Raw genomic sequence first — 12,993 nt, forward strand, 5'->3', positions numbered from 1 at the left:
GCCCCGGCCGAGTCCCCGACGGCGCCGATCCCGCCGCAGCCCGGTCCGACCGGCTCGATCGCCCCGGCGGGCCACGCCGTCGCACCCGCCACGCCGCCGCCCGTGGACCCGGCCGCCGGCGGGGCCGCCGGCGGGGCCGCCGGTCCGGCCGGCACCGCGGTCCCGCCCGGGCCCGGCGGCTCGGTGCCCTCGCTGCCGGCCCAGACCACCGGGACCGGGTTCGCGACCGGCCCCACCGTCGTCGTCGGCACCTACCCCGAATACGCGCTGGCCCAGCAGGCGGTCGATCACCTGTCGGACAACAAGTTCCCGGTGCAGCGGACGTCGATCGTCGGCACCGACCTGCGCCTGGTCGAGAACGTCCTGGGCCGCCTCACCGTCACCCGGGCAGCCGGCGCGGGTGCGGCCAGCGGCGCCTGGTTCGGTCTGCTGATCGGCCTCTTCTTCGGCATCTTCAGCGACTCGAGCTGGCTGGCGGTCCTGTTCACCACGGTCATCATCGGCGCGATCTGGGGCGCGATCTTCGGCGCCATCGCCCACGCCGCGACCGGCGGCCGCCGCGACTTCACGTCCCGCAGCTCGCTCCAGGCCGCCACCTACGAGGTCCACGCCGACAGCGAGGTCGCCGACGAGGCCCGGACCCTTCTGATCAGCCTGAACTGGCGCGCCAGCGGCGCCCAGTAACGGCCCGGCCCGCGGACCCTCCCGGTTCGCGGGCCCTTTTCAACCTCATCTCGTACGCACCGGACCGCCCCCGGCAGCACCACGGCGTCCCGTGGCTCCCGCGCGAGGCGATCCCGGCGCACGACCGAAACGCGACCGCCGGGCCGAGGCGATCGGTAACCCTCACCCCACAACCCCGGCTGGTCCCCACCGCTGTCTCAACCCATCCGAGACAGCGGTGACAGCCAGCCCGACAAGACCGACAAACCCCGGCTGGTCCACACCGCTGTCTCAACCCATCCGAGACAGCGGTGACAGCCAGCCCGACAAGACCGACAAACCCCGGCTGGTCCACACCGCTGTCTCAACGCACCCGAGACAGCGGTGACAGCCAGCCGGACAAGATCGACAAATCCCGGCTGGTCCCCACCGCTGCCTCAACGCACCCGAGACAGCGGTGACAGCCAGCCCGGCAGGATCGCCTTCAGTCCGCCATCTGGCGGCGCAGCTTGGTCAGCGCCTTGGTGAGCAGGCGGGAGACGTGCATCTGAGAGATGCCGATCTCCTCGGCGATCTGGCTCTGGGTGAGGTTGCCGTAGAAGCGCAGCGTCAGGATCTTCTGCTCGCGCTCGTCGAGGGTCGCCAGGGCGGGGCCGAGGGCAACGCGGGTCTCGGCGATCTCGTATTCGTGGTCCTCACCACCGAGGGTCTCACCGAGTTCCGTGGTGCCGTCGGCGCTGATCGGGGTGGAGAGTGAGGTGGCGTTGTAGGCGCGGGCGCCTTCCAGGCCTTCGAGGACTTCTTCCTCGGTGATGCCGAGGTGGACGGCGATGTCGGCGACCTGCGGGGAGCGGCCCAGGGAGTGCGTCAGGGTGGCGTTGGCCTCGGTGATGGCGAGGCGGAGTTCCTGGAGGCGGCGGGGGACGCGGACCGACCAGGTGCGGTCGCGGAAGTGGCGCTTGATCTCGCCGATGATGGTGGGGATGGCGTAGCCGGCGAAGTCGACGCCGCGTTCGGGGTCGAATTTGTCGACGGCTTTGATGAGGCCGACGGTGGCGGTCTGCACGAGGTCGTCGGTGGGTTCGCCGCGGCCGGAGTAGCGGTGGGCGAGGTGGCGGGCGAGCGGCAGCCACGCCTCGATCGCCCGGTCTCGGAGCAGGGAACGCTGTCGTCCGGACGGCGCCGCGGCCATGGCCGTGAGCAGATCGGACGCACTGGCCGCGGGCACCGCATACGCGGGATGCCGGGGGCCGGTCGGCAACGTATCGACGGTAGGTGATTCCAACAGGGTCATGAGTGGTCCTCCATCAGACGGGCAGAGAGCCGTGCCCGCACGCGGCGACCGTTCTGAAGTGCAACGCTAACCGGAAAGCCTAGCGATGCCTAGCTGAAAGGATGAGTGACATTGCGTGAACGACGCAATCACGCTGCGAATTCATCCTATGGTGTCCGCCCGACGGCCACCGGGAGACGCTGGATTCGATGTCGGCCCCACGTGGTACACACCAACAGCGAACGAAACCTGAAGAAGGAAGACGGATGACCATCCTCGGCATCGACATCGGCGGCTCCGGAGTCAAGGGAGCGCCGGTCGACACGGCCGGCGGCGAGCTACTCGCCGAGCGGTTCCGCGTGCCCACCCCACAGCCCGCCGACGTGGGCAGCGTCGTGGAGGCGGTCGCCGAGGTGGCGGCCCGGTTCGACGGGTTCGACAGCATCGGCGTCACGTTCCCGGGCGTGGTCGTCGACGGTGTGACCCGCAGCGCCGCCAACGTCGACAAGTCCTGGCTCGACGCACCCGCCGCCCGCCTGTTCACCGAGCGGCTCGGCAAGCCGGTGACGGTGCTCAACGACGCCGACGCGGCCGGGGTGGCCGAGGTGGCGTTCGGCGCGGGCCGCGACCAGTCCGGGCTCATCATGATGCTGACCTTCGGCACCGGCATCGGCAGTGCCCTCTTCCTGGACGGCACGCTCCTGCCCAACACCGAGTTCGGCCACCTGGAGATCGCCGGCGCCGACGCCGAGCTGCTCGCCTCGGACCGCGCCCGCGAGACCGAGGACCTGAGCTGGGAGCAGTGGGCGGCCCGGGTCGAGCGCTACCTGCGCCACGTCGAGATGCTGCTCTCCCCGCGCCTGTTCATCGTCGGCGGCGGGGTCAGCAAGAAGTCGGAGAAGTTCTTCCCGCTGCTCGACATCCGGACCCCGATCGTCCCGGCCACACTGCTCAACAACGCCGGCATCATCGGTGCCGCGATCGCCGCCGGCCAGGCTGCCGCCGGCCCGGGCGGGCAGGACCCGGGCGCCATCCCGGTCGACGCCGCCGCACCGGCCGGCCAGGCCTGAGAGGATCACCGTCATGGCACGGAGCATCGCTACGAACAACCGCGTCAGCCGGGCGGAGCTGGTCGAGTTCCTGCGGCCGCGGCACCGCGCGATCCTGTTGACCACCCGTAAGGAGGGCCGTCCCCAGTCCTCGCCGAACACGTGCGGCGTCGACCCCGAGGGCCGGATCGTCATCTCCAGTTATCCGGAGCGGGCCAAGGTCGCCAACATCCGCCGCGACCCGCGGGTCACCGTCACCGTCCTGTCCGACGACTGGAACGGTCCGTGGGTCCAGGTCGACGGCGTGGCCGAGGTCATCGACCTGCCGGACGCCGTCGAGCCGCTCGTCGAGTATTTCCGCTGCATCTCCGGCGAGCACCCGAACTGGGACGAGTACCGTCAGGCGATGCGTGACCAGGGCAAATGCCTGATCCGCGTGACGATCGAGTCCTGGGGGCCGATCGCCACCGGCGGCTTCCCGGCCCGCCTGGCCGACTGACCGGGCCCGGCCGCAGACGAGGTGAGGCCGCAAGGCCGGCACCCAGGAGGACATGGGAGGTGCCGGCCTTGCGGCCTTCGTACCCTCCCGTTCCGGCGGGGCCGGGCCCGCGTGTGCCCGGCCCCTCGGGAGGGGTCTGCTGAGGTCAGGCCGCGAGGGGGGCGCGCTCCTGCTCAGCGTCGAGGAGGTAGAGAAGGGTGTCGCGGTGCATGGCCGCGATGGGCTCGAGAAGGTCGGGGTGGCGCAGCAGGGCGGCGGCCTCGCGGTCGCGGGCGTCGGGCTGCAGGAGGCGGCGGAACTCGGCGGGCATGCCGGTGGTGGCGGTGCGCCGCGAGTGCGGGCGGGGCCGCTGATCGGGAACGGGCAGGGCGGCGACCACGGCGTCGACGCCGCGGCGGGCCAGGAGCGGGTCGGCGAGCAGGCAGGCGGCCCAGCTCACGACGACCTCGTCGACCCAGGTGCGCCAGCCCTCGCCGTCGGCGAACTCGTCGTCGGGCTCACTGCCGGCCTTCCAGTCGAGGATGGCGGAGCCGCCGGGGCCGGCGATGGCGACGAGCGCGGCGTCGATCTCGGTGGGGTAGCGCAGCCAGGCGGCGACCGTGATGGCCTGCCGGGCCTGGAGCTCGGCGAGCGTGTGCGCCACCGTGTTGGATTCCCCGCCCGGGTAGGCCCGTGCCAGCCAGTGGGTGCTGGCGGCGATCACCGGGGACAATGCGGTCGACGGTCCGGCCACGATCGTGCTCCTCCCTTCGTGCGCTTGCCGGGTCGTCGGCTCGCGTCGAGGATTAACTCGGTGGCTCGGGCGCGCTCTTGAGCAGGGTTCCTCGATGGCAACGCAGTGCAACCGTCACACTCCCGTGGGCGCGGCGATCACCACCGGCACGGCGCGGCCCCGCTGACCGGCCGGGAATGTGATCCTGCTCGCCGGATCGGGGACGGCGGTTCCGGCGATGCGACCGGCGCCAGATGACCGCCTGTTGCGAACAGGTGAAATTGTCGTGTTCTCCGGCGGCGCGCGGCCGCGTCCGGATGCGCCGCGGGGCAGCCCCTCCGGTAGGTTGGGACACAGCGGCGATCGGCCGTTTCAAAACCTCCACTGCGGAGAAGTCATAGAGACGCCGGCGGTGGTTTTCCCGGTCGCCGAGTCCTCCTGCGCCCCTCTGACTACGGTGGAGATCATGACCGGTCGCTTCCCCATCGAAGACGTGACACCGGCTGTTTCCGGTGGCCGCTACCCCGCGAAGGCGGTGGTCGGCGAGCTTGTCCCGGTCTCGGCGGTGTCCTATCGCGAAGGTCACCACGCGCTCGGCGTGAATGTGGTATGGCGTGGCCCCGACGGGGAGACGAAGCCGTTCACCCGGATGACCCCGGGCGAGCCCGGCCTCGACCAGTGGCATGCCGCGATCCGGCCGGACTCGGTCGGCCGGTGGACGTTCACCGTCGAGGCGTTCGATGATCCGTATCGGACGTGGCGCGACGCGGTGGTGAAGAAGATCGGCGCCGGGCAGGGCTCGGAGGATCTCTTCAACGACCTGGCCGAGGGCGCGGACGTGCTCGATCTGGCCACCAAGATCGTCCCGGCCGAGCAGGAGGAGCGGGTCCGCGAGGCCGCGGCGGCGCTGCGCGACGAGCAGCGGTCGCTGTTCGCCCGGGTCACCCCGGCACTCGACCTGGAGGAGCTGCTCTGGCACAACCCGGTGCGCAACCTGGTCACGACGACCCGGTCGTTCGTGATCTGGGTGGATCGGGTCCGGGCCCTCTACTCGGCGTGGTATGAGTTCTTCCCGCGCTCCGAGGGCGCCGAGGTCGGCCCGGACGCGACCCCGATCCGGCACGGCACCTTCGCCACGGCCGCGGAGCGCCTGCCGGCCGTCGCGGCGATGGGCTTCAACGTGGTCTACCTGCCGCCGATCCACCCGATCGGCAAGATCAACCGCAAGGGCCGCAACAACACGCTGGTGGCCCGGCCGGAGGACGTCGGCTCGCCCTGGGCGATCGGCTCCGACGAGGGCGGTCACGACGCGATCCACCCGCAGCTGGGCACGCTCGACGACTTCAAGGCGTTCATCGCGCGGACCGAGGAGCTCGGCATGGAGGTCGCGATGGACCTCGCCCTCCAGGCCGCCCCGGACCACCCGTGGGTCAAGCAGTTCCCGCAGTTCTTCACGACCAAGGCGGACGGCACCATCGCGTACGCCGAGAATCCCCCCAAGAAGTACCAGGACATCTACCCGATCAACTGGGACAACGACTACCGCACCCTGCGCGACGAGGTCTATCGCGTGGTGATGCACTGGGTGAACAACGGCATCAAAATCTTCCGGGTGGACAACCCGCACACCAAGGCGATCAACTTCTGGCAGTGGCTGATCCCCAAGGTCAAGGAGACCGACCCGGACGTGCTGTTCCTGGCCGAGGCGTTCACCCGGCCGGCGATGATGAACGGGCTCGGCAAGATCGGGTTCACCCAGTCGTACACCTACTTCACCTGGCGCACCTCCGCGCAGGAGATGCGCCAGTACATGCAGGAGCTGCTGACCTCGATCGACTGGATGCGGCCGAACTTCTGGCCGAACACGCCGGACATCCTGCACGAGTCGCTCCAGGTCGGCGGCCCGCCGATGTTCAAGATCCGCGCGGTGCTGGCCTCGATGCTCACCCCGTCGTGGGGCCTCTACTCCGGGTATGAGCTGTTCGAGCACGTGCCGCGGCCGGGCGCCGAGGAGTACATCGACAACGAGAAGTTCGAGCTGAAGCCGCGCGACTGGGCGGCCGCCGAGCGGGCCGGCCGTTCGCTCGCGCCGTACCTGACCAAGCTGAACCGCACCCGGGACGAGAACCCGGCACTGCACTGGCTGCGGAACCTGCGGTTCCACGAGGTCGACAACGGCGCGCTGCTCTGCTTCTCCAAGCGTGATCCGGACACCGGCAACACGGTCCTGGTCATCTGCTCGTTCGACAGCCACAACGTGCAGTGGGGCAACACCACTCTGGACATGCCGGCGCTGGGCCTGGACTGGCACGACCGGTTCACGGTGGTCGACCAGATCACCGGCGCCACCTACGAGTGGGGTCAGTACAACCCGGTCCGGATCGACCCGTTCGTCGAGCCGGCCCACATCTTCGTCGTCAAGACGGGGTAAAAGCACTTCGTCGTCAAGGCGGGATAAGGCACTTCGTCGTCAAGACGGGACAGGCATCTTCGTCGTCAAGGCGGGGTAGGGGGAACAGATGGAGCTGTCGAGCGAGCACGACCCGGCCGAGGGAAGCCACAACGAGGGCGGGGTGGTCGAGCATCCGACCTCCGATGACTTCGGGCACGCCCGCGCGCTTCCGGCGGACCGGACCTGGTTCCAGCGGGCCGTGTTCTACGAGGTGCTGGTGCGGGCGTTCTACGACTCGGGCTCCGACGGCGGTGGCGACCTGCGAGGTCTCATCGAGCGGCTCGACTACCTGCAATGGCTCGGTGTGGACTGTCTCTGGCTGCCGCCCTTCTACGACTCGCCGCTGCGCGACGGCGGGTATGACATCCGGGACTTCTACAAGGTGCTGCCGGAGTTCGGGACGGTCGACGACTTCGTGGCCCTGCTGGACGCGGCACACAAGCGCGGCATCCGGGTGATCACCGACCTGGTCATGAACCACACGTCCGACTCGCACCCCTGGTTCCAGGCGTCGCGGCACGACCCGGAGGGTCCGTACGGCGACTTCTACGTCTGGAACGACACCAGCGAGAAGTACCAGGACGCGCGGATCATCTTCGTCGACACCGAGGAGTCGAACTGGACGTTCGACCCGGTGCGGCGGCAGTTCTACTGGCACCGGTTCTTCTCGCACCAGCCGGATCTCAACTACGAGAATCCGAAGGTGCAGGAGGCCATGCTGGACGTGCTGCGGTTCTGGCTCGACCTCGGCATCGACGGGTTCCGGCTGGACGCGGTGCCGTACCTCTTCGAGGAGGAGGGCACCAACTGCGAGAACCTGCCGGCCACCCACGCGTTCCTGAAGCACTGCCGCAAGGTGATCGACGACGAGTTCCCGGGCCGGGTCCTGCTGGCCGAGGCGAACCAGTGGCCGGCCGACGTCGTGGAGTACTTCGGCGATCCGCGCAGTGGCGGCGACGAGTGCCACATGGCGTTCCACTTCCCGCTGATGCCACGCATCTTCATGGCCGTACGCCGGGAGTCGCGTTTCCCGATCTCGGAGATCCTGGCCCAGACGCCGCCGATCCCGGAGAACACCCAGTGGGGCATCTTCCTGCGTAACCACGACGAGCTGACGCTCGAGATGGTGACCGACGAAGAACGCGACTACATGTATTCGGAGTACGCCAAGGATCCGCGGATGAAGGCGAACGTCGGTATCCGCCGCCGGCTCGCCCCGCTGCTGGAGAACGACCGCAACCAGATCGAACTGTTCACCGCCATGCTGCTGTCGCTGCCCGGCTCGCCGGTGCTGTATTACGGCGACGAGATCGGGATGGGCGACAACATCTGGCTCGGTGACCGTGACGGTGTGCGCACCCCGATGCAGTGGACCCCGGACCGTAACGCCGGCTTCTCCACGGCCACACCGGGCCGGCTCTACCTGCCGGTCAACCAGGACCCGGTGTACGGCTACCAGGCGGTCAACGTGGAGGCCCAGCGGGACAGCGCGACGTCGCTGCTCAACTGGACCCGCACCATGCTCGCCGTCCGCCGCAGACACGAGGCGTTCGCCGTCGGCACGTTCCGCGAGCTGGGCGGCTCGAACCCGTCGGTTCTCGCCTATCTGCGCGAACACGGCGACGACGTGGTGCTGTGCGTCAACAACCTGTCACGCTTCCCGCAACCGATCGAGCTGAACCTGCAGCACTGGAACGGGTACACCCCGGTGGAGCTGACCGGGCACGTCAACTTCCCCCGCATCGGTCAACTGCCGTATCTGTTGACGCTGCCGGGGCACGGGTTCTATTGGTTCCAGTTGTGCGGGTCGGAGGAGAAGCAATGACGCTGCCTTTCGCCGAGTGGTTACCGAAACAGCGCTGGTACGCCGGGCGCAGCCGAGTCCTGTCCTCGGTCAAGGAGGCGTCCGCCACCACGCTCGGCGAGGATCTCGAGCTGATCCTCGTCGACGCGGAGTACACCGACGGTAGCTCAGAGCGATACCAGGTCCTGGTCGGCTGGGGTGCCGGCCCGATCCCGGAGTACAGCCAGGTCGCCACGATCGGCACCGCCGACGACGGCCGGGTGGGCTACGACGCCCTCTACGATCCGGCGGCCGCCCGGCACCTGCTGGGCCTGGTCGACCGGTCGGAGACGGCCGGTGACATCACCTTCGAGAAGGAACCGGACGTCACACTGCCCCTGGAGGCCTGGCCGCGGGTGTTCGACGCGGAACAGAGCAACACCAGCGTGATCTTCGACCAGGACGCCATTCTCAAGCTGTTCCGGCGGGTGACGTGCGGGGTCAACCCGGACATCGAGCTGAACCGGGTCCTCGGCCGGGCCGGCAACTCGCACGTGGCCCGGCTGCTCGGGTCGTTCCAGGCCGCCGACGACTGCTCGCTGGGCATGGTCACCGAGTACGCGGTCAACTCGGCCGAGGGCTGGGCGATGGCCACCGCCTCGGCACGGGACCTGTTCGCCGACGCCGCGTTCGCCGCGGACGAGGTGGGCGGCGACTTCCAGGGCGAGTCGTACCGGCTGGGCGAGGCGGTCGCCTCGGTCCACCTGACGCTCGCCGAGGAACTCGGCAGCGGCCCGGCGCCGTTCCCGCTGGACGCGGTCCTGGCCCGGCTGCGGACCGCCGCCGACGCGGTGCCGGAACTCCAGCAGTACGTCCCGGCGATCACCGACCGGTTCAACTCTCTCACCGGCGAGCAGGTCGAGGTCCAGCGCATCCACGGCGACCTGCATCTCGGGCAGGTGCTGCGCACCCCGGAGAGCTGGCTGCTGATCGACTTCGAGGGTGAGCCCGGCCAGCCGCTGGACGAGCGGCGGCTGCCCGACTCGCCGCTGCGCGATGTGGCCGGGGTGCTGCGCTCCTACGAGTACGCGGCCTACCAGCTGCTGGTCGACCAGGACGACGACGAGCCCCTGGCGGCGCGGGCCCGCGAGTGGGTGGACCGCAACCGGGCGGCGTTCTGCGACGGGTACACGCACGTCGCGGGCTCCGACCCGCGTGACCGGGCGGCGCTGCTGGCGGCATACGAACTGGACAAGGCGGTCTACGAAGCCGCTTACGAAGCCCGACACCGGCCCGGCTGGCTGCGGATCCCCCTGCGGTCGATCGCCCGGCTCGTCGGATGAATCCCGGAGGGCACCCCAACACCATGATCGGTCAGACCACCACCGCACGGCTCGCCGCCGACAAACGCGCCATGGACAGCGTGATCGCCGGGGACTCCCACGATCCGCACGGGGTCCTCGGTGCACACCCGCACGGCGGCCGCACCGTCGTCCGCACGCTGCGCAAGGGCGCCACGGCGGTGGCCGTCCTGCACGAGGGCGAGCGATACGAGGCGACCCAGGTGCACCCCGGCGGCATCTTCGCGGCCGAGCTGCCCGGAACCGTGCTCGACTACCGGATCGACGTGGACGGGACGCAGTGCGACGACCCGTACCGGCACCTGCCCACGCTCGGCGAACTCGACCTGCACCTGATCGGCGAGGGCCGGCACGAGAAGCTGTGGAAGGTGCTCGGCGCACAGCCGCGGGGTGCCGGTGTCGGCTTCGCGGTGTGGGCGCCGGGTGCCCGCGGCGTGCAGGTGGTCGGCGACTTCGCCGGCTGGGGGCCGTACGACGGATGGCCGATGCGGTCACTCGGCTCCAGCGGCGTGTGGGAGCTGTACATCCCGGGCGCGCACATCGGCACCAAGTACAAGTTCAAGATCCTCGGCCGGGACGGGGTGTGGCGCGAGCACGCCGACCCGCTGGCCCAGCACACCGAGGTGCCGCCGGCCACCGCGTCGGTCGTCTACCAGTCGTCGTACCAGTGGCACGACGAGCAGTGGATGCGTGAGCGGGCCCGTAAGTCGTGGCACCAGGAGCCGATCAGCGTCTACGAGGTGCACCTGGGCTCGTGGCGGCCCGGCCTGTCCTACACCGAGCTGGCCACCCAGCTGGTCGACTACGTCGTCGAGACGGGTTTCACCCACGTCGAGCTGATGCCGGTCATGGAGCACCCGTTCGGCGGTTCGTGGGGTTACCAGGTCACCGGCTACTACGCGCCGACCTCCCGGTTCGGCTCCCCTGACGAGTTCCGGCACCTGGTCGACAAGCTGCACCAGGCCGGCATCGGCGTGATCCTCGACTGGGTGCCCGCCCACTTCCCGAAGGACGAGTGGGCGCTGGCCCGGTTCGACGGCAGCCCGCTCTACGAGCACGGCGACTGGCGGCGCGGCGAGCACCCCGACTGGGGTACGTACGTCTTCGACTTCGGCCGCAAGGAGGTCCGCAACTTCCTGGTCGCCAACGCGCTCTACTGGTGCGAGGAGTTCCACGCCGACGGCCTGCGGGTCGACGCCGTCGCGTCGATGCTCTACCTGGACTACTCGCGCAAGGAGGGCGAGTGGACCCCGAACCAGTACGGCGGCCGGGAGAACCTGGACGCGATCAGCTTCCTCCAGGAGATGAACGCGACCGTCTACAAGAACCACCCAGGGGTCATGACGATCGCCGAGGAGTCCACCGCGTGGCCGGGCGTCACCCGCCCCACCCACCTCGGCGGGCTCGGTTTCGGCTTCAAATGGAACATGGGCTGGATGAACGACACCCTCTCCTACATGGAGAAGGAGCCGGTCCACCGGCAGTGGCACCACCACCAGATGACCTTCGCCACCGTCTACGCGTGGAGCGAGAACTACACCCTGCCGATCAGCCACGACGAGGTGGTGCACGGCAAGGGCTCGCTGACCGGCAAGATGCCCGGCGACCTGTGGCAGAAACTCGCCAACACGCGGGCGCTGCTCGGTTTCATGTGGGCGTTCACCGGCAAGCAGCTGATCTTCATGGGCGCCGAGATGGGTGACCTGGCCGAGTGGAACGAGGGCAGCGGCCTGAACTGGGGACTGCTCGACGACCCGCAGTTCGGCGGTATCCGCGGCCTGGTCAAGGACCTCAACCGGGTCTACCGCGAGACGCCCGCCCTGTGGACGCAGGACACCAGCCCGTCCGGCTTCCGGTGGATCACCAGCGAGGACTCGCAACACAACACCTTCTCGTTCGTCCGGTTCGCGCCGAACGGCGACACCCTGGCGTGCATCGTCAACTTCGCCGCCGTCCCGCACGAGGGTTACCGCATCGGGCTCCCCCGGGCCGGCCGCTGGACCGAGGTGATCAACACCGACAGCGAGCTCTACGGCGGCTCCGGCGTCGGCAACCTGGGCCAGGTCGAGGCGGAGAACCTCGCCTGGCACGGCTTCGACGCCTCGGTGTCCCTGCGGATCCCGCCGCTGGGCGCCGTCTGGCTGCGCCACGAGAGCTGACCACCGTTTCCTCCCCGGCTGTGCGGAGACAGCACGCGCAGCCGGGGAACCGCCACTCCCCCGGCCTTCTCCCGAAGGGCTGCGCCCGATCAGCGGCCGGTCCACTCGGTGGACAGCAGGCCGTACAGCAGGTCGTCGGTCCACTCGCCTTTGATGTAGGTCTGCTGCCGCAGCAGGCCCTCGCGGCGGAATCCCAGCCGCTCCATCAGCGCCGCCGACCGGATGTTGCGCGCGTCGCACTCCCCGGTGACCTTGTGCAGGCCCTGCACCCGGAACAGCCGGTCCAGCACGGCGCCCACCGCCTCGGTCGCGAAACCCCTCCGCTGGTACGCCGTGGCCAGCGTGAACCCGATCTCCCCCTGGAGCAGGTTGTCGTGCAGCCGCACCGCCACGTCCCCGATCAGGCGCTGCTCGGCGGCGAGCTCGATCGCGTACTGGAACCAGCCCGCCGCCGCCGGTGAACTCGCCGCGAAGTTGCGGACCGCGACCCGCGCCCTCTCGATCGGGAAGGGCGCGTCCCACGACTGGTAGCGCGCCACCTCGGGATCGGATCGGTAGGCCGCCAGCGCCGGCGCGTCGGACGCCCGGAACCGCCGCAGGATCAGCCGTTCGGTAGCCATCAGCACGCGCCCGAGAATATGTCACACCCCGGGTGCAGAATGCGGGGCATGGACTCGACGACCGAGCGGATCCGGGCCGTCTGCCTGCGCCTGCCCGAGGCGACCGAGCGCCTGAGCCACGGCGCTCCGGCGTTCTTCGTCCGGGGTGCGAAGCAGTTCGTGATGCTCTGGCCGGACGGCCACCACGACGACGACTTCCCGCATCTGTGGTGCGCGGCCCCACCGGGCGCCCAGGCGGAGCTGATCGCCGCCGATCCGGCCCGTTTCTTCCGGCCACCCTATGTGGGCCACCGCGGCTGGGTCGGCGTCCGTCTCGACCGGGACCCCGACTGGTCCGAGATCGCCGAGCTCTGCACCGACGCCTTCCGCGCCGTCGCCCCGAAGACACTGCTCGCCCGGCTCGACGAGGCCGGGAGCTGAGC

11 protein-coding genes are annotated in these 12,993 nt (G+C 69.8%); 8 read left to right on the forward strand and 3 right to left on the reverse strand.

All coding sequences use genetic code 11. The features are described 5' to 3' along the window. The first annotated feature begins 102 nt into the window (after nt 1-102). The gene (locus BC793_RS02265; RefSeq protein WP_109589098.1) at nt 103-684 is read left to right on the forward strand and encodes a YflT domain-containing protein; all 582 of its coding nucleotides are present in this window, start codon (nt 103-105) and stop codon (nt 682-684) included. Nucleotides 685-1,147: 463 nt separating this feature from the next. Here BC793_RS02265 and BC793_RS02270 read toward each other — a convergent pair whose 3' ends face one another. Beyond that, a complete protein-coding gene (locus BC793_RS02270) occupies nt 1,148-1,855 on the reverse strand; it encodes a SigB/SigF/SigG family RNA polymerase sigma factor (protein WP_239169773.1) in 708 nt (235 codons plus the stop codon). Nucleotides 1,856-2,202: 347 nt separating this feature from the next. Here BC793_RS02270 and ppgK point away from each other — a divergent pair, with 347 nt between their 5' ends. Then, nucleotides 2,203-3,006 (forward strand): polyphosphate--glucose phosphotransferase, encoded by an 804-nt coding sequence (ppgK, locus tag BC793_RS02275; RefSeq protein ID WP_109588831.1) that lies wholly within the window; start codon nt 2,203-2,205, stop codon nt 3,004-3,006. A 13-nt stretch (nt 3,007-3,019) separates the two neighbouring features. Beyond that, on the forward strand, nt 3,020-3,484 hold the full coding sequence (locus tag BC793_RS02280; protein WP_109588832.1) for a PPOX class F420-dependent oxidoreductase: 465 nt from the start codon (nt 3,020-3,022) through the stop codon (nt 3,482-3,484). A gap of 145 nt (nt 3,485-3,629) precedes the next feature. Here BC793_RS02280 and BC793_RS02285 read toward each other — a convergent pair whose 3' ends face one another. After that, nucleotides 3,630-4,217, reverse strand: coding sequence for a hypothetical protein (locus BC793_RS02285; protein WP_109588833.1), 588 nt, complete (start codon nt 4,215-4,217; stop codon nt 3,630-3,632). 445 nt (nt 4,218-4,662) lie between these two features. Between BC793_RS02285 and BC793_RS02290 the strand changes: the two genes are divergently transcribed. From BC793_RS02290 to glgB, 4 genes are all read left to right on the forward strand, one after another. Further along, nucleotides 4,663-6,627, forward strand: coding sequence for an alpha-1,4-glucan--maltose-1-phosphate maltosyltransferase (locus tag BC793_RS02290; protein WP_109589099.1), 1,965 nt, complete (start codon nt 4,663-4,665; stop codon nt 6,625-6,627). 88 nt (nt 6,628-6,715) lie between these two features. Next, nucleotides 6,716-8,473 (forward strand): maltose alpha-D-glucosyltransferase, encoded by a 1,758-nt coding sequence (gene treS / locus BC793_RS02295; protein WP_109588834.1) that lies wholly within the window; start codon nt 6,716-6,718, stop codon nt 8,471-8,473. Next, entirely contained in the window at nt 8,470-9,774 is a 1,305-nt protein-coding gene (locus BC793_RS02300; protein WP_109588835.1) for a maltokinase N-terminal cap-like domain-containing protein, read from the forward strand. Before treS ends, BC793_RS02300 begins: the two co-directional genes overlap by 4 nt. 71 nt (nt 9,775-9,845) lie before the next feature. Beyond that, nucleotides 9,846-11,951, forward strand: coding sequence for a 1,4-alpha-glucan branching protein GlgB (gene glgB, locus BC793_RS02305; RefSeq protein WP_109589100.1), 2,106 nt, complete (start codon nt 9,846-9,848; stop codon nt 11,949-11,951). Nucleotides 11,952-12,040: 89 nt separating this feature from the next. On the opposite strand, the gene BC793_RS02310 is transcribed toward glgB, so the two are convergent. Further along, nucleotides 12,041-12,571, reverse strand: coding sequence for a GNAT family N-acetyltransferase (locus BC793_RS02310; protein WP_109589101.1), 531 nt, complete (start codon nt 12,569-12,571; stop codon nt 12,041-12,043). Between the two features lie 48 nt (nt 12,572-12,619). On the opposite strand from BC793_RS02310, the gene BC793_RS02315 reads away from it, so the two are divergent. Beyond that, nucleotides 12,620-12,991 carry an MmcQ/YjbR family DNA-binding protein gene (locus BC793_RS02315; protein ID WP_109588836.1) on the forward strand — a complete coding sequence of 124 codons (372 nt, stop codon included), beginning with the start codon at nt 12,620-12,622 and terminating at the stop codon, nt 12,989-12,991. Nucleotides 12,992-12,993 lie beyond the last annotated feature (2 nt).

Source organism: Actinoplanes xinjiangensis (assembly GCF_003148685.1).
In the GTDB taxonomy this organism is placed as follows: Bacteria; Actinomycetota; Actinomycetes; order Mycobacteriales; family Micromonosporaceae; genus Actinoplanes; species Actinoplanes xinjiangensis.